The organism is Pseudomonas fungipugnans, assembly GCF_029955235.1.
Taxonomy (GTDB): domain Bacteria; phylum Pseudomonadota; class Gammaproteobacteria; order Pseudomonadales; family Pseudomonadaceae; genus Aquipseudomonas; species Aquipseudomonas fungipugnans.
The window spans coordinates 1,078,269-1,100,093 of sequence record NZ_JARBWL010000002.1 but is presented as its reverse complement, the minus strand read 5'-3'; the positions used below and the strand labels follow the sequence as shown (position 1 = coordinate 1,100,093).

Annotated in this window: 9 protein-coding genes, 2 tRNA genes and 3 rRNA genes; 1 reads left to right on the top strand and 13 read right to left on the bottom strand. The window is 57.9% G+C overall.

Annotated elements, in window-relative coordinates; all coding sequences use genetic code 11:
* Position 1: 1 nt before the first annotated feature.
* Positions 2–1,528 (bottom strand): CoA-acylating methylmalonate-semialdehyde dehydrogenase, encoded by a 1,527-nt coding sequence (locus POF45_RS19795; RefSeq protein ID WP_259499083.1) that lies wholly within the window; start codon positions 1,526–1,528, stop codon positions 2–4.
* A gap of 150 nt (positions 1,529–1,678) precedes the next feature.
* Between POF45_RS19795 and POF45_RS19790 the strand changes: the two genes are divergently transcribed.
* On the top strand, positions 1,679–2,626 hold the full coding sequence (locus tag POF45_RS19790) for a LysR family transcriptional regulator (RefSeq protein WP_282316496.1): 948 nt from the start codon (positions 1,679–1,681) through the stop codon (positions 2,624–2,626).
* Here POF45_RS19790 and yfiB read toward each other — a convergent pair.
* From yfiB to POF45_RS19730, 12 genes are all read right to left on the bottom strand, one after another.
* Positions 2,623–3,126 carry an outer membrane lipoprotein YfiB gene (gene yfiB, locus POF45_RS19785; RefSeq protein WP_489739885.1) on the bottom strand — a complete coding sequence of 168 codons (504 nt, stop codon included), beginning with the start codon at positions 3,124–3,126 and terminating at the stop codon, positions 2,623–2,625. The two genes, POF45_RS19790 and yfiB, sit on opposite strands and share 4 nt — an antisense overlap.
* A 5-nt stretch (positions 3,127–3,131) precedes the next feature.
* On the bottom strand, positions 3,132–4,400 hold the full coding sequence (gene dgcN / locus POF45_RS19780; protein WP_259499077.1) for a diguanylate cyclase DgcN/YfiN: 1,269 nt from the start codon (positions 4,398–4,400) through the stop codon (positions 3,132–3,134).
* Complete coding sequence (gene yfiR / locus POF45_RS19775) at positions 4,397–4,972, bottom strand: regulatory sequestration protein YfiR (protein WP_259499075.1); 576 nt, start codon at positions 4,970–4,972, stop codon at positions 4,397–4,399. Before yfiR ends, dgcN begins: the two co-directional genes overlap by 4 nt.
* Positions 4,973–5,089: 117 nt before the next feature.
* Positions 5,090–7,207 (bottom strand): exodeoxyribonuclease V subunit alpha, encoded by a 2,118-nt coding sequence (gene recD / locus POF45_RS19770; protein ID WP_282316489.1) that lies wholly within the window; start codon positions 7,205–7,207, stop codon positions 5,090–5,092.
* Positions 7,204–10,893 carry an exodeoxyribonuclease V subunit beta gene (gene recB / locus POF45_RS19765; RefSeq protein WP_282316488.1) on the bottom strand — a complete coding sequence of 1,230 codons (3,690 nt, stop codon included), beginning with the start codon at positions 10,891–10,893 and terminating at the stop codon, positions 7,204–7,206. The genes recD and recB overlap by 4 nt, the downstream gene beginning before the upstream one ends.
* Positions 10,890–14,342, bottom strand: a complete 3,453-nt coding sequence (gene recC / locus POF45_RS19760) for an exodeoxyribonuclease V subunit gamma (RefSeq protein WP_282316487.1) — start codon at positions 14,340–14,342, stop codon at positions 10,890–10,892. Before recC ends, recB begins: the two co-directional genes overlap by 4 nt.
* Before the next feature lie 157 nt (positions 14,343–14,499).
* Positions 14,500–14,615, bottom strand: a 5S ribosomal RNA gene (gene rrf / locus POF45_RS19755).
* Positions 14,616–14,770: 155 nt separating this feature from the next.
* Positions 14,771–17,662 (bottom strand): 23S ribosomal RNA (locus tag POF45_RS19750).
* 236 nt (positions 17,663–17,898) lie between these two features.
* Positions 17,899–17,974 (bottom strand) — tRNA-Ala (locus POF45_RS19745).
* A gap of 30 nt (positions 17,975–18,004) precedes the next feature.
* Positions 18,005–18,081 (bottom strand) — tRNA-Ile (locus tag POF45_RS19740).
* Positions 18,082–18,163: 82 nt separating this feature from the next.
* Positions 18,164–19,702 (bottom strand): 16S ribosomal RNA (locus POF45_RS19735).
* The 16S, 23S and 5S rRNA genes sit together here with 2 tRNA genes alongside, the layout of an rRNA operon.
* A gap of 626 nt (positions 19,703–20,328) precedes the next feature.
* Complete coding sequence (locus POF45_RS19730) at positions 20,329–21,822, bottom strand: CoA-acylating methylmalonate-semialdehyde dehydrogenase (RefSeq protein WP_282316486.1); 1,494 nt, start codon at positions 21,820–21,822, stop codon at positions 20,329–20,331.
* Positions 21,823–21,825 lie beyond the last annotated feature (3 nt).

The window sequence follows — 21,825 nt, the reverse complement described above, 5'->3', positions numbered from 1 at the left end:
CTTAACGCAAGTTGATGGTGGTGTTCACGCCGTCGTTGACGCTGTCGTCATCGAACCAGCGGCTGGTGACCGTCTTGGTCTGCGTGTAGAACTGCACCACTTGCTTGCCATACGGACCGAGGTCGCCGAGTTTCGAACCACGGGAACCGGTGAAGCTGAAGAACGGCACCGGCACCGGAATCGGGATGTTGATCCCGACCTGGCCGACGTCGATTTCACTCTGGAATTTACGCGCCGCCGCACCGCTCTGGGTGAACAGGCCCGTGCCGTTGCCAAACGGGTTGGCGTTGACCAGTGCAATGGCCTGATCAAGGGTGTCGACTTCCAGCACCACCAGCACCGGACCAAAGATTTCCTGGGTGTAGATTTGCATCTCGGTGGTGACGCCAGAGAACAGGGTCGGGCCGACGAAGTTGCCTTGCTCGAAACCTGGAACGCTGATGCTGCGACCGTCCAGCTCCAGCTTGGCGCCTTCCTTGATGCCGCTTTCGATCAGGTCAAGAATCCGCGCCTTGGCCTTTTTGGAAATCACCGGGCCGACATCCGTACCGGCTTCGCTGCCGGCATTCACTTTGAGTTTCTGCGCCAGCGCTTTGAGGTCCGGCAGCCATTGTTTTGCGGCGCCCACCAGCACCACCACCGAGGTGGCCATGCAGCGTTGGCCCGCCGCGCCGAAACCAGCGCCGACCAAGGCATTGAGCGTCTGTTCGCGATTGGCGTCCGGCAGCACTACGGCGTGGTTCTTCGCGCCCATCATCGATTGCACACGCTTGCCGTGTTTGCCGGCCAGGTCATAAACGTGGGTGCCGACCGCCGTCGAACCGACAAACGAAACGGCCTTGATGTCTTTGTGGGTGCACAGTGCATCCACCACGTCCTTGCCACCGTGCACCACGTTGAGTACGCCTGCCGGAACGCCGGCTTCAAGCGCCAGTTCCACCAGCAGCATGGTCGACAGCGGATCCTGTTCAGACGGTTTTAGAACGAAGGTGTTGCCGCAGGCAATGGCCATCGGGAACATCCACAGCGGGATCATCGCCGGGAAGTTGAACGGCGTGATGCCGGCGCAAACGCCGATCGGCTGACGCAGGGTATAGGTGTCGACGCCACCCGCTACGTTTTCAGCGAACTCGCCCATCTGCAGGGTGCCGATGGAGCAGGCATGCTCGACCACTTCCAGACCACGGAAAATATCGCCTTCAGCGTCGGCAATGGTTTTGCCTTGTTCGGCACTCAGGACCACGGCGATGCGCTTGGAATGTTCGCGAATCAAAGCCTGAAGCTTGAGCATGATGCGCATCCGCGCGCCGATCGGCGTCAGCTTCCAGGTCTGGAAGGCGCGATGGGCGGCGCTGATGGCTGCGTCAACTTCAGAGGCGGTGGCAAACGGCACTTTGGCCAGCACTTGCTGGGTGGCCGGGTTGACGATGTCGTGCCACTCGGTGGTCTGGGACTCGACCCACTCGCCGTTGATCAACAGCTTGACGTTCTGCACGGTGGTGTCGTTGGGCGTGAGCGATGCGTTCATGCTGGTCTCCAGGGCGTTATCTTTATTTTGGGAGCCAAGGCGAGAAAGTCGCCTTGAGATGAGGCGTGTGTCGCGGATTGGTTGCCGGACTGTTTTTGGAGTATAGATGTGCAAACTTCTAATAAGAACGCACATAAAAGCCGGTCCATCATGCAAAAAAACATCACGTCTTTAGGCTCGCTGAACTGGGATGACCTCAAGTTTTTTCTCGAAGTCGCCCGCACCCGCAAGGCCAGCACCGCCGCCAAACGCCTGGCGGTGGACTACACCACCGTGTCGCGGCGCATCAGCTCGCTGGAAGCGGCATTGGGCACCCTGCTGTTCGAAAAATCCCGGACCAGCGGGTTTGTCCTGACCGCCGAAGGCCAGCGTTTGCTGGGTTATGCCGAGTCGATTGAAAGCACGTTGCACATGGCCTGCGAGCAGGTTTCAGGCTCCGGCGTGGCGCTGTCCGGGCATGTGCGCATGGGCTGCACCGAAGGCTTCGGCAGTTTTTTCATCACGCCGCAACTGAGCCATTTCGTCGACGCCTATCCGGCGATTTCGGTGGATATCCTGCCGCTGCCGCACTTCATCAGCCTGTCCAAGCGCGAGGCCGACATCGTCATCGCCCTGGAGCGACCGGAACACGGGCCGTACGTCTGCTGCAAACTCTGCGACTACAAATTGCAGTTGTACGCGACCCAGGACTACCTGGACAAACACCCACCGATCCGCCGCCCGGCCGACCTGGCCAGCCATGCATTTATCAGTTATGTGGACGACCTGGCGTTCAGCTCGGAGCTGCTGTACCTGGCCAATGTGCTGCCCGGCGCCAGCGCCAACTTGCGTAGCACCAGCGTGATCGCGCAGTTCGTGGCGGCGCAGCAAGGGCGCTCGCTGGCCATTCTGCCGTGCTTCCTGGCGGCGCAAGACCCGCGATTGCTGCCGGTCCTGGCGCAGGAAATCAACATCACCCGGCAGTTCTGGATGTACTGCCGCGAGGACCTGCGCAAGCTCAAGCGGATCACCCTGTTGTGGGATTACATCCGCGATGTCACCGAGCAGAATCAGGGCCTGTTGATGGGGGACAGTCGGGAGATGTTGTTCGCCGACTAGTCGGCGATCACCACGATCGAAACCCGACGGTTTTCGGTACGGCCGGCTGCGGTGTCGTTGGAGGCGACCGGCTGGCTGCTGCCCAGGCCGCGCAGCTTGATGTTTTCTTCTTTCATGCCGACCCCGGTGAGCACCTTGCCGACGCTTTTTGCCCGGCGCAGCGACAGCTGCTCGTTGTAGGCCTCTTTGCCCGAGGCATCGGTGTGACCATCAACCCGTACTCGCTCGATACCGACACCCAGCAAGGCCTTGCCGATGCGCTGGACGATTTCGGTGCTGGCGTTGTTGAGGCTTTCGATATCGCTGCCGAACAGCACTTTGCCGGATAAGCCAAAGGCCCAGCCCTCGTCAGTCAGCTCAAAGCCCTGTTGCTTGAGGACGGCGATTTGCGCCGGGCTAAGGCCTTTTTGCGGCGCAGTCTGGCAACCGCTCAGGGCCAGCATGGCCATGAACAGTGTGATCATGAAAAGGCGCAGGGATCGTTGTGGAAATAGTCTCACTGGAATCAGCTCCTGGTTTGAATATGGGCGACCGGGTGCTCCGACCCGGCCGTATGATGAGCGCCTCGCGACAGGCGTTTGGCTTGATACATGGCCGCGTCGGCGGCGTTGAGCAGGGTGCCCGGTGTAGCGCCATGATCGGGATACACGGCAATGCCAATGCTGAGCGAGGTCAACACCGAGGTACTGCCGGGTATCGAAATCGGCAGTTCCATACTGGCGATGATTTTATCGGCGATGCGTTCGGCGTCTTCGATCTTGTGCAGCGGCGTCAACAGGACGGCAAACTCGTCGCCGCCCAGGCGCGCCACCAGGTCCTCTTCACGCAACTGCGCACGGACCCGGGTCGCCACCGCAACCAGCACCGCATCGCCCGCGGCATGACCGAAGTTGTCGTTGATTTCCTTGAACCGGTCGCTGTCCAGATACAGCACCGCAACACGCTCGTTATGCTTGCTGGCATTGCGCAGGGCGCGAATCAGCCGGCCTTCGAAAAACGCCCGGTTGGGTAATCCGGTGAGGCTGTCATGACTGGCCTGGTGGGCCAGGGTTTCGTTTTCGCTTTGCAGATGGGTCTGCCAGGATTCGAGTTCGTCGAGCAAGGCATTGAAGTCGTTGCCCAGATTGTCCAGTTCGGCGATGGCCGCCGCAGGCACGCGCTGGTCGAAGGCACGATCGCTGCGGGCGGCGTGGGCGACGGCAGCCAGACTGCGTAACGGGCCGGTGATACCCAGCAGTTGTCGGCGCGCCAGATAGAGCGCCACCCAGGCGCTGATCGCGGTACACAAAACGATCCCCACCAGACCGCTGAGCAAGAAACGCATCAGGCTGCCGCCGTGGCCGGTGAGGTGGATGCTGCCGATTTCCTGACCTTGATGGACTATCGGCATGTCGATGGGCTTTTCAAGAAAGGCCTTGGCAATCTGGATCTCCAGGTCGGAGAACAGGCCGGTTTCCGGTCGCTGCCAATGCGCCAGCAACTGTCCCTGCTCGTCCGATACCTGGGCGTCCGCCACTTCTTCGGTCGAGGCGATCAACGCCAGCGCTTCGGTGGCAGCCGCCTTGTCGTTGAACACCACCGCCGCTTCCACGGTGTAGCTGATTGAGCGGGCAATCAGGTGCAGGTTGTGGTCGGCATAAACCCGCAAGGCCAAAACCCCGAGCAGGGTCAGCGACACACTGGCCATGGCCACGCCCACCAGTGCGACAATCAAATGCCCGCGGCCGATTACAGAGCGCAGGGTTGGACGGTTATCCGACTTGAACAGGCTCATGGTGCCGCCAGCTTGCGGCGCGACAGTTGCAGCACGCTGGGGTGAATGCGTACGCCGCTGCGCGCGACAGAGTCGAGGTTGACCTCGAAAGACACCTGATCATCCGCAACCCGCAAACAGAACAGGCTGCCAACGGTGCACTGATCGCCCCCTTCGCTGATGCTCAACACCGGGTGCCCCATCAGCGAAGTGAACAACCTGCTGCGTTCATCGGCGGTCAATTTGCCGATGTAGACCGCGTCGCACTCGCTGACAATCGCCGGATTATCGGCCAGCAGCCGGCGCACGGTGACCGGGCGGCCTGTCGCCTGTGTGCTGCCTTTGACCAGATCATCGGTGTATTCCGTCGGCCCGACCACACACAGTCGAAGCTGCGCAGGCTCAACTGGCCAGCGGGCGTAACTGAGAATGCCGAGTACCACCTGGGTGACAGCCTTGGCACGTTGATCGGCCATGCTCACGACGGTTTCAGGCTGAGCAGACACCACGCCCGTCAGCAGACAGAGAAAGCTGACAAGCAATACTCGCTTGCAGCAAAAAACGCGCTCTGTCGCCCAGACAGCCAGCTTCATGCAGGGATTCTCTTCGAACGTCAAAAATGATGCCGCAACGATAGCACAGCGCCGAAACGCCAGCGAGGTCGCGCACCGCCGCAGTTGCAGCGTTTTCGCTGCTTTGACGGCCTGTCGTCACGCCAACGGTTCGACAAAATCCTCAAGATCGAGCATCAATCCACTCAGGCGCTTAACCTTGCGCTGCACCGCTTCTTCGAACACACCGGCGCGGGGCTCGATCAGTGTGAACCAGTCTTTGGCCCGGGTAATGCCGGTGTAGATCAGCTCCTTGGTCAGTACCGGATTCAGCGCGTCCGGCAAAATCAGCGCCGTGTGGGCAAACTCCGAGCCCTGGGATTTATGCACGGTCATCGCATATACCGTCTCGACATCGTTGAGTCGGCTCGGCAGCACGAAACGCACACCGCCCTGTCCGTCATTGCGCGGGAAAGCCACGCGCAGCACCGGTTTACCAGCCTGGGAGCCATCACGCTCCGGCAGTTTGAGCGCAATGCCGATGTCGCCGTTCATCAAGCCCAAGCCGTAATCGTTGCGGGTCATCAGCACCGGGCGACCTTCGTACCATTGCTGCTCACGGGGATCGCTGTCGATCAATCGCGCCTTGAGCAGGGCCTCGGTGATGCGCTGATTCAGCCCTTCGACACCCCAAGGGCCTTTGCGCACGGCACAGAGCAACTGAAAAGTGTCGAACGCTTGCAGCACCTGACGAGCCCAGTCGGTCCAGCGCGGATTTTCAAGGGGCGTGCCGAGTGGCGGGCGCTGGGTGCGTAACACACTCAAGTAGTGCCGATAACCTTGCGGGCCGTCACCGTGGCCTTCGAGCAACAAACGCTCCAGGGCATGATCGTGTTCACCTTTGAGCGCCAGGGAAAACACATCCGCGTGACTGCGGGCTGCCAATAATTTGCGAGCCTCACCCGGTTTCTGCTGGTTGACCCACCGGGCCAGTTGACCAATGCCGCTGCCTTCGCCGAATCGACGTGAATGGCGCAGCATGACTACTTGCTGGGCCAGCGGGTGAGTCCCCGCAGCTGCCTCGTGCAGACCGCTGGAGGCCAGCTGTTCACCGCTGACGCTCTCCAGCCATTGGCGCGTATGCGGGCTGTACCAACCGCCTTCAGCATCCCGGCACAAATCACCCAGTACCGCGCCCGCCTCCACCGAGGCCAGTTGATCCTTGTCACCCAGCAAAACGAGGCGCGCATGAGGCGGCAAGGCGTCGAGCAAATTGGCCATCATTTCCAGGTCAATCATCGATGCTTCATCGACCACCAATACATCCAGCGGCAAACGATTACCCGCGTGATGGCGGAAATGCCGGGTGCCGGGACGACTGCCCAATAAACGGTGCACGGTGGTCACGTCAGACGGTATTTTTTCCCGCACGGCATCCGCCACTTTCAGGCTTTGTACCTGCTGACTGATCGACTCGGTCAAGCGCGCGGCGGCTTTACCGGTGGGGGCGGCCAGTCGAATACGCAGCGGTTGACCAGCCTCGACCGCAGGCGCCTGGAGCAAGGCCAGCAAGCGCACCACGGTGGTGGTCTTGCCGGTGCCGGGACCGCCGGTGATGATGCTGAACGCACCACGGGTAGCCAGGGCACAGGCAAGTTTCTGCCAGTCGATCACCTCGCCAGACCGGGCAGGGCCGAACAGACCGGTCAGGCGCTCGGGCAAGTCCGCCGGCGTTGCTTCATGCTCCGTCAGACGCTGGCGCAGCGCATTGTCGATGCGTCGCTCGTACGCCCAATAACGGCGCAGATACAGGCGTTTGCCCGAGAGCACCAAGGGCCGATGCTCTGCGGCTTCGCGACTGTCTACCGCCAATGCGACGAGGCTGCTTGAAGCCAGCACCTTGCACCAATGGGCGCCGTCCAGCGTCTGCAGCAACTGCGAGGGCAACAACATGGCACCCGTTTGCACGTCGCCTTCAGGGGGCAACGACAGGGCAAAATCCGGCGCCTTGAGCGTCTCGAACAGATCCAGGCACACATGGCCGTGACCCAGTTGATGGCTGGTCAACGCAGCGGCCAGCAACACCAGCGGATCGTCAGCCGGGGCAAGTTCGTGAAGAAAGGCCACGAAAGCCTTGTCCAACGCCCGCAGCCAGCCTCGGTCGACCCAGCGGGTGAGTAACAGCAGCAGATCATCGGCGCGGCTGAGCGGCGCCAGATCCGCCAGGTTTTCCGCTGCCAGAGAGTCAGGCAGTAAATCGGCGAAAGTGCGGCTCATAGCAGTACTCCCTGTTCCCAGGCGGGCTCGACTCTTTGTTCCGGCTTGCCCTGAAACAGACGGTCCAGTCGCTCGATCAGTTCACGAGGCGGACGGGCAAAATACACGCCCTGGCTGGCCGCCCGTGTTCCACGCAGAAACAGATACAGCGCGCCGCCCATGTGACGGTCATAGTCGTAATCGGCAAGCCGCGCCTTGAGCTGGCGATGCAGGGCCAGCAGGTACAGGACGTATTGCAGGTCATAACGGTTGTCGAGGATCGACTGCTCCATGGCTTGCCCGGTGTAGCTCGCGTCATCGACGCCCAGCCAGTTGGATTTATAGTCCGCGACGTAATAGCGCCCTTCGTGCTCGAACGTCAGGTCGATGAAGCCCTTGAACATGCCATTGAGCAACACCGGCTCGGCGGCCACTCGGGCCACGCCATTGTGGGTGTACTGGCGCACCAGTTCGTCGAGTTTGAGCACATCGACCTTGTGGCTGGCGAACCAGAACTCCATCTCGACCCGGTATTCGCTCAACTGCTCGAATACCACAGGTGCCTGGCCGCCGCCGATGTACAGCGGCGATTTGAGCAGGTGTTGCAGCCAGTCGCTGAGGGTGGTGATCCAGCCTTCCCAGCCACGGCGGTTGCAGCGACGGGCAATGGCATCCTCAACCGCTTGTGGTGTGGCAGCGAAGCCTTCGCTACCGGCCCACTCCAGCAATCCGTGGAGGAAGGTGCCTGGGTTGGGGCCACGAGGGAAACGATGAATATCGGCGCCACCCGCGATCACTTCACGCGGCGCGTCCGGATCAAGGCGTTCATCATCGAAGAGCTTTTGCGCTTGCGGGCTCTCCGGAGACTCGTCATTGCCGACGCTCAAGCGATCGCCAATACGCAAGGCACTGTATGAGGCGATCCACCAGTTTTCGCTGGCCTTGCGCTTGGGCACCAGCGGTGCGAGTAAGGTCGCTTCGTTGCGAGGTGGGTGGTAGAGCTCGGCGGTTGCTGGCGGCATCTCGGCGTAACCGAGTGCCGGACAGTCCTGCTGCAAGTCTTCCAGCCAGCGCCTTAATCCGGCGGACTCGGCCAACAGCGCGCCACCACCCAGCAGATAGCCCAGTGCCGACAAGTGCAACACCGAGCGGTTGTGATTGCCACGCTTGAGGTCCGTCACGCCGAGCCAGCAGGCATGTTGCGCCCGGGTCAGGGCCACATACAGCAAGCGCAGGTCCTCGGCCAGACGTTCATCATCGGCCAAGGCAATCAGCTCGGCAGTCGGCTTCAGGCTTATCTGAGCCTTGCCCGTGGCATCGTGGTAATGCAATGGCAAACGGCTGCCGTCCACCGGTTTCGCCGAACAAATGAACGGCAGAAACACCAATGGATACTCAAGTCCCTTGGACTTGTGAATGGTCACGACCTTGACCAGTTGCTCGTCGCTTTCCAGACGCAGGATCTGTTCTTCGCCAGCCTGCGCGGACAACGCAAGGTGTTCGGACAAGTGACGGATCAGGGCTTGCTCGCCATCGAGTTCGGCAGCGGCTTGTTGCAGCAGTTCGGACAGGTGCAGCAGATTGGTCAGCACCCGCTCGCCATCATTACGGGTCATCAATGCCTGGGGCAGCTGGAAGTCATGCAGCAGGCGCCGCAGCATCGGCAGTACACCCTGTTTGCGCCAGATCTCGCGATAACGACGGAACTGCATGACCCGTGCTTCCCAGGCCAATTCGTCCTGATTCAGCCGTTCCAGTTCAGCCAGCGACAGATTCAGCGTGATGCAGGCCAGTGCCGCACGCAGTGGACGTTCGACATCCGGTTCGGCGCAGGCCTTGAGCCAGGTGAGCAGGTCATGGGCTTCCTGGGCGGCGAATACCGAATCCTTGTCCGAGAGATACACGCTGCGCACGCCGCGAGACGAAAGCTCGCCCCGTACGGCCTGGGCCTCCTTTCCATCACGCACCAGAATCGCGATATCGGCTGGCAGCAAGCCTCTGAAATCTTTGCCTTCCTGAATGAAGCCCGCCTGACCTTGTTGTCCGCCGTTGAGCAAAGCGGTGATTTCACTGGCACAAGCTGCCGCCAGTTGCTGCCGGTAAACCGCGCCGGACAGTGGTTGCTCGGCGTCCAGGTGCCAGATGTTCAGCGCTGGCACGGGCTGACCGGCAATCAGCAGAGATTCTTTGCGCCCTTGGGACTCCACCGGTAGAAACGGCACCGGATTCTCGCCGGTTTTCTCGCGGAAGAGAAAAGCCCCACGACCGGCCTCACGGGACTCGGCGCGCTGGAACACATGGTTTACCGCAGCGACCATGCCGGGGCTGGAGCGGAAATTGGTGCCCAATGTGTGCAGACGGCCTGTGGTTGCCTGACGTGCGCGCAGGTAGGTATAGATGTCGGCGCCGCGGAAGGCATAGATCGCCTGCTTCGGGTCACCAATCAGAAAAAGCCCGCACTCCGGGTTGTTGTCTTCGATGCGATAAATGCTTTCGAAGATGCGGTATTGCACTGGATCGGTGTCCTGGAATTCGTCGATCAATGCCACCGGAAACTGTTCGCGAATCAATGCAGCCAGGCGCTCACCACCATCGGCCTGCAAAGCGGCATCGAGACGCAGCAGCATGTCATCGAAACCCATTTCGGCGCGGCGACGTTTTTCTTCTTCGAACCGCGCTCCGACCCACTGGGCCGCGTGTTGCAGGACAGCGGCATCAGGGGTGGGTAAGCCATCGAGACTGACCTTGAGACCTGGCATCGCATCCAGCCCTGGATGAACCGGCACTTCGCCTTTCCAGGCTTCAGCCATGCCGTCGGGTGTCAGGCGCGTGAACCCTGTGCCAATATCCAGTTGTTCAAGGGTTTCGTCTTCGGCCCAGGCCTTGATTTTTTCGAACCACGGCTCGAAATAGCGTGCCTGCATCTTGCGGCCGTCGACGCTTTTGCTCGTGACACCCTGGTGGCAGATCGCAAGCAATTCGTCCGCCCATTGGCGCCAGGGGGCCTTGAGATCCAGCAAGACAGCTCGACGCTCCTGCAAGCACTCGGTAATCAGCTCGGCGGGATCTTTTCCTTCAACGCTGTCACGTTCGCTGGCGAACAGCCCGCGTACACGCGGCAACAACGCGGCAGGTCCGCCCCAATTTCCGCGAACCCAACTCAATGCATCACCCTGCATTGGATAACAGAACAGCCGCCAGTAATCGCGCAACACCTCACCGAGCAAATCGCTGTGGTCGGTCTCCAGGGTCTGGGTAAACAGGCTGCCACTGTCGAACGCATGCTCGCGCAACATGCGCTGGCACCAGCTGTGAATGGTCGAGACAGCGGCTTCGTCCATCCACTGGGCGGCAATGTCCAGACGGTTTGCGCAGCCGGACCATTGCTCGGGAAGAAACTGCTCGCGCAATTCGGCAATCAGGCCATCCGGTGCCGGGGTTTCGTCACGAAAAAATCGGGCTGCTTCGGCGAGTCGCGTGCGAATACGCTCGCGCAGTTCCTTGGTGGCGGCATCGGTGAACGTGACGACAAGAATTTGCGGCGGCAGCAACTCTCGCCCAAAACCACTCGACTCGCCGCCGTGACCAAGCACCAGGCGCAAGTAAAGTGCGGAGATGGTGAAGGTCTTGCCGGTCCCGGCGCTGGCCTCGATCAATTGGCTGCCACGCAGCGGGAACGCCAGGGCCAGCGGTGCTTTGCCGGTCATGAGCGCGCGCCCTCGCTGGTCAGTGAGCGCCACGGTGCTTCAAGCAACGGTCGATACAAGGCGTCGCACCAATCGGTAAAGGTTTCGTCGACAACAAGGCTGTCGTAGTCGGCGAATTGTCGGGCCAGAGCGGGGCTTTCACGACGCTCCCCTTCGGTGGTCTGACCGTCACCTTCGTAGGCCTTGCGTGCTGCGGCATCCGCTTTGAGCGGATCGGTTTGAGCGAGCCAGGCAAACGCAGTTTTCACGGCGATCGGCAGTGGCTGGCGCATGCCGGCTTGCCAGGCCAGCAGCAGGTTGCCCAACGTTTTGAGTGCGGCCTCTTGTGTCAGCGGCTCCAGCAACAAGGTGTCATCACTGGCTACCAAGGCGGTGCTGATCGAGAGGCCGCTGGCGCATGCCGCCAGATGATTGACCCACGGTCGCGTCAGACGATGCCATTTGCGGGTCTTGATCGAGCCGATGCTGTTGGGAATCGTCGTGACCGATAGCAAGCCACCATCAGCACGCTGATGCAGGCCACTGAGCCAGCCCTCAAGTTGCAGGCCGTGCAGCTCCAGACTCACGGGCAAGGCACTGGCGAGGGGTGTTGGCCACAATGTAAGGAGTTGTTGATAACGCTGCAGCAGGTCGGGCAGCGGCTCGATCAACTCTTGTTGAAGGCATTGGCCAAATCCGGCCATGGGCAACAGCCCGCTGTTTTGCAGACGTACTGCCTGGGCCTGCAACGCCTGATCCGAATGCTCGAGCTGCCCCAATGCTGCGCTGAGCAAACTGTCACTCAGGCTGTAGCGTTGCAGCGCGTCGAGAACAAAGGGCTCTTCATCGGCCAATGGCACTTCAGCAGCTTCGAAAAAAACTTTCAGCCGCTGACTGAAAAAGTGTCGTACCGGGTTACGCAGGAAATCCTGCAGTTGCCCCAGGCTCAACGGTTCTTCCTGAACGTAGGCGTCGAGAATTTCGATGTTGGCTTGCGGCTTATTGAGTTGGTGCAGCACTTGCCATTCGCTGGCATAACTGAAGAGCGCATCGCCTTCATGGAAGTAACGAGCACTGAAAGGTTGCAAGGGATGTTCCTGAGTCAGCGCCTCAAGTAGTGGATGCTCTTCATTGCCCAGCCGCCAGCCACTGGCGAGATGATCGCGTAGCTGACCAACCAGTACCGATGCCGGGCGCTCGCTGTTGTCCCGAATGCTGCGTCCGACCCAGCTTATATAGAGCTGATTGCGTGCCGACAGCAACGCCTCAAGCAACAGGTATCGGTCGTCTTCGCGTCGGGAGCGATCACCTGGGCGGTAGTCGCTGCCCATCAGGTCAAAGTCCAGTGGCGGCTGGGCGCGAGGGTAATCACCGTCATTCATGCCCAGCAGGCAAACCAGTTTGAAAGGGATGGCGCGCATCGGCATCAAGGTGCAGAAGTTGACTGCGCCAGCGAGAAACCGCTGGGACAAACGCCCTTGGTCGAGGCCCGCCAACCACGCTTCCCGAACCACCGTTAATGGCAATTCGTCCTGCAAACCGACTGACTCGCAGGTGTCGAGCCAGGTCTCGCGCAACTCTTCCAGTTGAGCCAGCAAGTAATCATCGTGTTCGTTGCTCGCCAGGAAAAATAGCTGCATCAACGCTTGCAGGCGCATACCCCACTGCTTGGGTGCAGCCGGCTGGGTGAGCTCCTGGTGGGCGATTTCCAACGCATCCAGCAACGCGACCAGCGGACCGATCAATGCTGCATCCAGCCCGCCGATCTCGTCATAGGGTTCAATGCCTTCGCAGGCGCTGGCACTGCCTACGGCATAACCGAGCAACATCCGTCGCAGACCGAAATGCCAACTGTTCTGTTCCAGTTCCTCGGGTAAACCAAGGCCGGCTCGTTGTTCGGCATTCATGCCCCAGCGGATGCCGGCGCCTTCGATCCAGCGGTGCAGGGTTGGCAGATCCCGTTCCTCGACACCGAACCGGGCCCGTAATGCGGGAACATCCAGCAGGTCGAGAATCTCGCTGACGGGGAAGCGGCTGTCCGGCAGCTTGAGCAAATGTTCGACGGCAATCAGTAGCGGATCACGGCCGCGTTGGCCCTGGTCGGCCAGGGTGAAGGGAATAAAGCGCGGATCATGACGTTCAAGCTGGCCGAATACTGCGCGAATATGGGGGGCGTAGCTGTCGATATCCGGGACCATCACAATCACATCGCGTGGTCTTAAATCCGGATCGGCACTGAAGCGCTCGAGCAATTGATCGTGAAGAATTTCCACTTCGCGCTGAGCGCTGTGAGCGATGTGGAAGCGGATCGACTTATCCTGCGTCAAATCGACTGCTGGCCAATGATCACGCGTCTCGTCAAGGGGGCGCAGGTCGAGGATGTCATCCTGCAGTTGGTTGAGCATGTTGTGCGGCTGACTTTCGCTGAACAGGTCGATACGCCCGTCACGAAATGCCGCTCGATAGCTGTTGGGATCGTCATAACTGTCGAGCAGATTGATGTAGTCACGCCCCTGCTTGCCCCATGCGGCCAACAATGGGTGGGCATGCTGATGCAGGGTTTGCGGATCGAGTACGACCGGCATGCCATTTTTGCGCGCCTGGCGTTTGTATTGGTGTCTGAGGAGGTCTTTATCGGCGACGATGTCTGCCCAATGGTGGCGACACGGATTGTGGACACACAGCAAAACCTGGCTGAACCTGGCCAGGCCCGCGAGCGCTTCGAGGGCTTGAGCCGGAAGCGAAGAAATCCCGAAAACGATGACACGGGGAGGCAGCCCTGCGGGCGCCACATCAAGGCTGTTGATACGCTCGATGAAGCGCTGGTGAACACCGGCACGACTTTGCGCCATGCCTTGCTCCCCCACATCCAGCAGCAGCGCTCGCCACAACTCTGCCTGCCAGCAGTTGGCCGGGCTCAGGGCTTTGGTTTCACCTCGACCATTGCGTAATTGATGACGCCCGGCGGCCCAATCTTCAAGCCAGTCCGCACGATATACCTGGTATTGGTCAAACAGGTCCGCCAGACGCTCGGACAGCTGATAGCGTTTGCGCAGATCAGAGTCGTGGGTCAGGAAGCGTTGCAGAGGTTCGAAATGTGGCTGGTTGATCAGCTGTGGCAATAAGCGCATCAAGCGCCAGGTCAGCGGCGCTTTGTCGAGCAAGGACTTGACCGGAATTTCATCACGGCCAAGAACCATGCGATAGAGCTGCCACATGAAGCTGCCTGGCAGTTGCACATCTATAGCGGCTGCGATGCCACAGCCACCCAAATCGTCATCTTCGGGGTCTTCTGCCAGTGCAAGCTTCAGCCACTGTGCAATGCCATTGCTCTGCACCAGGGCGATTTCATTTTCCAAGGGAGCCAGCGGAAAACGCCGCATGACGCTGATCACAAGGCTGCGCAGTTCATCCAGACTGTTGCTCTGAACCACCATAAAACCAGCGTTGAGGGACGTGGCGTCCGGCATAAAAGCTTCCTTGGGAAAATACAAACGCTAGGGCCGAACCTTAGCATTGTCGGGAGGCTGTGGCAGCCGGGAACCGTCCGGTAATGCTGTACGAACTTTCCTGCAGACAAAAACAAAACCCCTACCTGCATACGCAGATAGGGGTTTCGGAATTTAATCTTGACGATGACCTACTCTCACATGGGGAAACCCCACACTACCATCGGCGATGCATCGTTTCACTGCTGAGTTCGGGATGGGATCAGGTGGTTCCAATGCTCTATGGTCGTCAAGAAATTCGGTAGCCAGCTCGTGTTCCTTGCGGATCACGCTCCAGCGAATGGGTATGCGATAGATTTGTGTGTTTGTTTCTCGAACTTTCGGTTCGTTTCGTCTTCACACACCGCAATCTGGCGCTCTTTCGAGTCAGCAAATTGCTTGGGTGTTATATGGTCAAGCCTCACGGGCAATTAGTATTGGTTAGCTCAACGCCTCACAGCGCTTACACACCCAACCTATCAACGTCGTAGTCTTCGACGGCCCTTCAGGGGACTCAAGGTCCCAGTGAGATCTCATCTTGAGGCTAGTTTCCCGCTTAGATGCTTTCAGCGGTTATCTATTCCGAACATAGCTACCCGGCAATGCCACTGGCGTGACAACCGGAACACCAGAGGTTCGTCCACTCCGGTCCTCTCGTACTAGGAGCAGCCCCTCTCAAATCTCAAACGTCCACGGCAGATAGGGACCGAACTGTCTCACGACGTTCTAAACCCAGCTCGCGTACCACTTTAAATGGCGAACAGCCATACCCTTGGGACCGGCTTCAGCCCCAGGATGTGATGAGCCGACATCGAGGTGCCAAACACCGCCGTCGATATGAACTCTTGGGCGGTATCAGCCTGTTATCCCCGGAGTACCTTTTATCCGTTGAGCGATGGCCCTTCCATACAGAACCACCGGATCACTAAGACCTACTTTCGTACCTGCTCGACGTGTCTGTCTCGCAGTCAAGCGCGCTTTTGCCTTTATACTCTACGACCGATTTCCGACCGGTCTGAGCGCACCTTCGTACTCCTCCGTTACTCTTTAGGAGGAGACCGCCCCAGTCAAACTACCCACCATACACTGTCCTCGATCCGGATAACGGACCTGAGTTAGAACCTCAAAGTTGCCAGGGTGGTATTTCAAGGTTGGCTCCACGCGAACTGGCGTCCACGCTTCAAAGCCTCCCACCTATCCTACACAAGCAAATTCAAAGTCCAGTGCAAAGCTATAGTAAAGGTTCACGGGGTCTTTCCGTCTAGCCGCGGATACACTGCATCTTCACAGCGATTTCAATTTCACTGAGTCTCGGGTGGAGACAGCGCCGCCATCGTTACGCCATTCGTGCAGGTCGGAACTTACCCGACAAGGAATTTCGCTACCTTAGGACCGTTATAGTTACGGCCGCCGTTTACCGGGGCTTCGATCAAGAGCTTCGCGTTAGCTAACCCCATCAATTAACCTTCCGGCACCGGGCAGGCGTCACACCCTATACGTCCACTTTCGTGTTTGCAGAGTGCTGTGTTTTTAATAAACAGTCGCAGCGGCCTGGTATCTTCGACCGGCATGAGCTTACGGAGCAAGTCCTTCACCCTCACCGGCGCACCTTCTCCCGAAGTTACGGTGCCATTTTGCCTAGTTCCTTCACCCGAGTTCTCTCAAGCGCCTTGGTATTCTCTACCCAACCACCTGTGTCGGTTTGGGGTACGGTTCCTGGTTACCTGAAGCTTAGAAGCTTTTCTTGGAAGCATGGCATCAACCACTTCGTGTTCTAAAAGAACACTCGTCATCAGCTCTCGGCCTTAGAATCCCGGATTTACCTAAGATTCCAGCCTACCACCTTAAACTTGGACAACCAACGCCAAGCTGGCCTAGCCTTCTCCGTCCCTCCATCGCAATAACCAGAAGTACAGGAATATTAACCTGTTTTCCATCGACTACGCTTTTCAGCCTCGCCTTAGGGACCGACTAACCCTGCGTCGATTAACGTTGCGCAGGAAACCTTGGTCTTTCGGCGTGGGTGTTTTTCACACCCATTGTCGTTACTCATGTCAGCATTCGCACTTCTGATACCTCCAGCAAGCTTCTCAACTCACCTTCACAGGCTTACAGAACGCTCCTCTACCGCATCACCTAAGTGATACCCGTAGCTTCGGTGTATGGTTTGAGCCCCGTTACATCTTCCGCGCAGGCCGACTCGACTAGTGAGCTATTACGCTTTCTTTAAAGGGTGGCTGCTTCTAAGCCAACCTCCTAGCTGTCTAAGCCTTCCCACATCGTTTCCCACTTAACCATAACTTTGGGACCTTAGCTGACGGTCTGGGTTGTTTCCCTTTTCACGACGGACGTTAGCACCCGCCGTGTGTCTCCCATGCTCGGCACTTGTAGGTATTCGGAGTTTGCATCGGTTTGGTAAGTCGGGATGACCCCCTAGCCGAAACAGTGCTCTACCCCCTACAGTGATACATGAGGCGCTACCTAAATAGCTTTCGAGGAGAACCAGCTATCTCCGAGCTTGATTAGCCTTTCACTCCGATCCACAGGTCATCCGCTAACTTTTCAACGGTAGTCGGTTCGGTCCTCCAGTTAGTGTTACCCAACCTTCAACCTGCCCATGGATAGATCGCCCGGTTTCGGGTCTATTCCCAGCGACTAGACGCCCTATTAAGACTCGCTTTCGCTACGCCTCCCCTATTCGGTTAAGCTCGCCACTGAAAATAAGTCGCTGACCCATTATACAAAAGGTACGCAGTCACCCAACAAAGTGGGCTCCCACTGCTTGTACGCATACGGTTTCAGGATCTATTTCACTCCCCTCTCCGGGGTTCTTTTCGCCTTTCCCTCACGGTACTAGTTCACTATCGGTCAGTCAGTAGTATTTAGCCTTGGAGGATGGTCCCCCCATATTCAGACAAAGTTTCTCGTGCTCCGTCCTACTCGATTTCATGACTAAGAGATTTTCGCGTACAGGGCTATCACCCACTATGGCCGCACTTTCCAGAGCGTTCCGCTAATCTCAAAGCCACTTAAGGGCTAGTCCCCGTTCGCTCGCCACTACTAAGGGAATCTCGGTTGATTTCTTTTCCTCAGGGTACTTAGATGTTTCAGTTCCCCTGGTTCGCCTCTTAAGCCTATGTATTCAGCTTAAGATAACCATCTTATGATGGCTGGGTTCCCCCATTCAGACATCTCCGGATCAAAGTCTGTTTGCCGACTCCCCGAAGCTTTTCGCAGGCTACCACGTCTTTCATCGCCTCTGACTGCCAAGGCATCCACCGTATGCGCTTCTTCACTTGACCATATAACCCCAAGCAATCTGGTTATACTGTGAAGACGACATTCGCCGAAAATTCGCGATTAAACTCACAAATTTTACCTTAGCCTGATCCGTTACCAGTGAAAGTAACGTTCAGTCTATCTTTCTATCACATACCCAAATTTTTAAAGAACGATCTAATCAAAGACTAGAAATCAACATTCACCATCACAATGATGGAATGCTCATTTCTAAGCTTTAAACGGCAGAAGCAGTTAGTGGTGGAGCCAAACGGGATCGAACCGTTGACCTCCTGCGTGCAAGGCAGGCGCTCTCCCAGCTGAGCTATGGCCCCGTATTTCTACAGGCGTTTCCCACACAAAATTGGTGGGTCTGGGCAGATTCGAACTGCCGACCTCACCCTTATCAGGGGTGCGCTCTAACCAACTGAGCTACAGACCCAATTTCGGGCTGCTTCTTATCGTCTTCTTCAATGAATCAAGCAATTCGTGTGGGAACTTATGGAGCAGCTGATGTCGTCGATTAAGGAGGTGATCCAGCCGCAGGTTCCCCTACGGCTACCTTGTTACGACTTCACCCCAGTCATGAATCACACCGTGGTAACCGTCCTCCCGAAGGTTAGACTAGCTACTTCTGGTGCAACCCACTCCCATGGTGTGACGGGCGGTGTGTACAAGGCCCGGGAACGTATTCACCGCGACATTCTGATTCGCGATTACTAGCGATTCCGACTTCACGCAGTCGAGTTGCAGACTGCGATCCGGACTACGATCGGTTTTCTGGGATTAGCTCCACCTCGCGGCTTGGCAACCCTCTGTACCGACCATTGTAGCACGTGTGTAGCCCAGGCCGTAAGGGCCATGATGACTTGACGTCATCCCCACCTTCCTCCGGTTTGTCACCGGCAGTCTCCTTAGAGTGCCCACCATAACGTGCTGGTAACTAAGGACAAGGGTTGCGCTCGTTACGGGACTTAACCCAACATCTCACGACACGAGCTGACGACAGCCATGCAGCACCTGTCTCAATGTTCCCGAAGGCACCAATCCATCTCTGGAAAGTTCATTGGATGTCAAGGCCTGGTAAGGTTCTTCGCGTTGCTTCGAATTAAACCACATGCTCCACCGCTTGTGCGGGCCCCCGTCAATTCATTTGAGTTTTAACCTTGCGGCCGTACTCCCCAGGCGGTCAACTTAATGCGTTAGCTGCGCCACTAAGAGCTCAAGGCTCCCAACGGCTAGTTGACATCGTTTACGGCGTGGACTACCAGGGTATCTAATCCTGTTTGCTCCCCACGCTTTCGCACCTCAGTGTCAGTATCAGTCCAGGTGGTCGCCTTCGCCACTGGTGTTCCTTCCTATATCTACGCATTTCACCGCTACACAGGAAATTCCACCACCCTCTACCATACTCTAGCTCGTCAGTTTTGAATGCAGTTCCCAGGTTGAGCCCGGGGATTTCACATCCAACTTAACGAACCACCTACGCGCGCTTTACGCCCAGTAATTCCGATTAACGCTTGCACCCTCTGTATTACCGCGGCTGCTGGCACAGAGTTAGCCGGTGCTTATTCTGTCGGTAACGTCAAAACACTTACGTATTAGGTAAATGCCCTTCCTCCCAACTTAAAGTGCTTTACAATCCGAAGACCTTCTTCACACACGCGGCATGGCTGGATCAGGCTTTCGCCCATTGTCCAATATTCCCCACTGCTGCCTCCCGTAGGAGTCTGGACCGTGTCTCAGTTCCAGTGTGACTGATCATCCTCTCAGACCAGTTACGGATCGTCGCCTTGGTGAGCCATTACCTCACCAACTAGCTAATCCGACCTAGGCTCATCTGATAGCGCAAGGCCCGAAGGTCCCCTGCTTTCTCCCGTAGGACGTATGCGGTATTAGCGTCCGTTTCCGAGCGTTATCCCCCACTACCAGGCAGATTCCTAGGCATTACTCACCCGTCCGCCGCTCGCCACCAGGTACAAGTACCCGTGCTGCCGCTCGACTTGCATGTGTTAGGCCTGCCGCCAGCGTTCAATCTGAGCCATGATCAAACTCTTCAGTTCAAACATCTTTGGGTTTTTAAGAAACCCTAAACTTGGCTCAGCAATCGTTGGTTACATCTTTGATTTCTCGCGGAGTAACTTGTGATGCTGATAATCTTGTTGACTATCAGTCTGACTCCACAAGCACCCACACGAATTGCTTGATTCAGTTGTTAAAGAGCGGTTGGTTAAGATCTTTCGTCTCAACCGAGGCGCGCATTCTACAGCAGCCTCTGTTGCTGTCAAGCGGTTATTTTCAGAAGCTTTCAAAGTTTCCTTTGCAACTTCAACCACTTGCGCTTCCGATCTCTCGTTAGCGGGAGGCGAATTCTACAGCGTTACACGCTGCTGTCAACACCTCTTTTTCTCCGCTTTCGACCGAGAAGATCGAACCGTTAAAAGAGCAAAACAACACCACTCTTTCAACTCCTTCTGGGCTTCGATGACCTGAAGCAACTCGCTGTCGAAAACTGCGTAACTCTTTGTTTACCAAGGAGTTTTCCGTTTCGACTGCGCCGGAAGTGGGGCGAATTATAGACTTCCAGAATCTGCCGTCAACACCTAATTTCACATTTCTGTCACATCAGTCAAAAAAGCCCCGTAAAACGCAAAGGCCGCCTCTCGGAGGCGGCCTTCTTCCCTTCTACTTACAAGCTGGGGAATGCGAACTGCGATGCTTCGTGGCTCGCACGCTGCGGCCAGCGCTGGGTAATGGCCTTGCGGCGAGTGTAGAAGCGCACGCCATCCGGACCATAAGCATGCAGATCGCCAAACAGCGACCGCTTCCAGCCACCAAAGCTGTGGTAAGCCACCGGTACCGGCAATGGCACGTTGACGCCGACCATGCCGACTTCGATTTCGTCACAGAACAACCGTGCCGCTTCCCCATCACGGGTAAAGATGCAGGTGCCATTACCGTACTCGTGATCGTTGATCAGTTGCATCGCCTCTTCCAGGCTGCTGACTCGAACGACACAAAGCACCGGCCCGAAGATCTCTTCTTTATAGATGCGCATTTCAGGGGTGACGTTGTCGAACAGGCAGCCACCCAGGAAGAAGCCTTCCTCATGACCGGCAACGCTCAACCCGCGACCATCAACCACCAGCATCGCACCTGCAGCCACGCCGTCTTCGACATAACCACTGACCTTGTCACGCGCCTGCCCGGTCACCAGCGGCCCCATGTCCAGACCGCACGAAGTGCCCGCGCCGATCTTCAATGCCTTGATCTGCGGCACCAGTTTGGCCACCAGCGCATCCGCCACCTGGTCACCGACACACACCGCCACCGAAATCGCCATGCAGCGCTCGCCACACGAGCCATAAGCCGCGCCCATCAATGCACTGACAGCGTTGTCCAGATCCGCATCCGGCATCAGCACCGCGTGGTTCTTCGCTCCGCCGAGAGCCTGGACGCGTTTCCCGCGTTTGGTGCCTTCGGCGTAAATGTATTCGGCAATCGGCGTCGAACCGACAAAGCTCAGCGCCTTGACTTCCGGCGCTTCGATCAGCGCATCCACCGCGGCCTTGTCGCCATGCACCACGTTCAGCACGCCTTTGGGCAAACCGGCTTCCAGCAGCAGCTGGGCGATCAGCAAGGTCGAGCTCGGATCACGCTCCGACGGTTTGAGGATGAAGCAGTTACCGCAAACGATCGCCAGCGGGTACATCCACAGCGGCACCATGGCCGGGAAGTTGAACGGCGTGATACCGGCCACGACACCCAGCGGCTGGAAATCCGACCAGGCATCAATGTTCGGCCCGACGTTGCGGCTGTACTCGCCCTTGAGGATTTCCGGCGCAGCGCAGGCGAACTCGACGTTCTCGATGCCGCGCTTCAATTCACCGGCGGCGTCTTCCAGGGTCTTGCCGTGCTCTTCACTGATCAGCTGCGAGATGCGCGCTTCGTTCTGCTCCAGCAGTTGCTTGAAGCGGAACATCACCTGCGCACGTTTGGCCGGTGGCGTGTTGCGCCAGGCCGGGAATGCCGCCTTGGCCGAATCGATGGCTTTCTGAATGGTCTCGCGGCTGGCCAGCGGCAGTTTGTGGATCGCCTGACCGGTGGACGGGTTGAACACGTCGGCGGTACGACCGGTTTCGGTGACCAGCTCACCATTGATCAAATGCGGAATAACGCTCATGGA

What these genes read in the sequence shown, in the direction of transcription:
- POF45_RS19795 (WP_259499083.1), bottom strand. Translation starts at nt 1,528, where the DNA reads ATGAACGCATCGCTCACGCCCAACGACACCACCGTGCAGAACGTCAAG.
- POF45_RS19790 (WP_282316496.1), top strand. Translation starts at nt 1,679, where the DNA reads ATGCAAAAAAACATCACGTCTTTAGGCTCGCTGAACTGGGATGACCTC.
- dgcN (WP_259499077.1), bottom strand. Translation starts at nt 4,400, where the DNA reads ATGAGCCTGTTCAAGTCGGATAACCGTCCAACCCTGCGCTCTGTAATC.
- yfiR (WP_259499075.1), bottom strand. Translation starts at nt 4,972, where the DNA reads ATGAAGCTGGCTGTCTGGGCGACAGAGCGCGTTTTTTGCTGCAAGCGA.
- recD (WP_282316489.1), bottom strand. Translation starts at nt 7,207, where the DNA reads ATGAGCCGCACTTTCGCCGATTTACTGCCTGACTCTCTGGCAGCGGAA.
- recB (WP_282316488.1), bottom strand. Translation starts at nt 10,893, where the DNA reads ATGACCGGCAAAGCACCGCTGGCCCTGGCGTTCCCGCTGCGTGGCAGC.
- recC (WP_282316487.1), bottom strand. Translation starts at nt 14,342, where the DNA reads ATGCCGGACGCCACGTCCCTCAACGCTGGTTTTATGGTGGTTCAGAGC.
- POF45_RS19730 (WP_282316486.1), bottom strand. Translation starts at nt 21,822, where the DNA reads ATGAGCGTTATTCCGCATTTGATCAATGGTGAGCTGGTCACCGAAACC.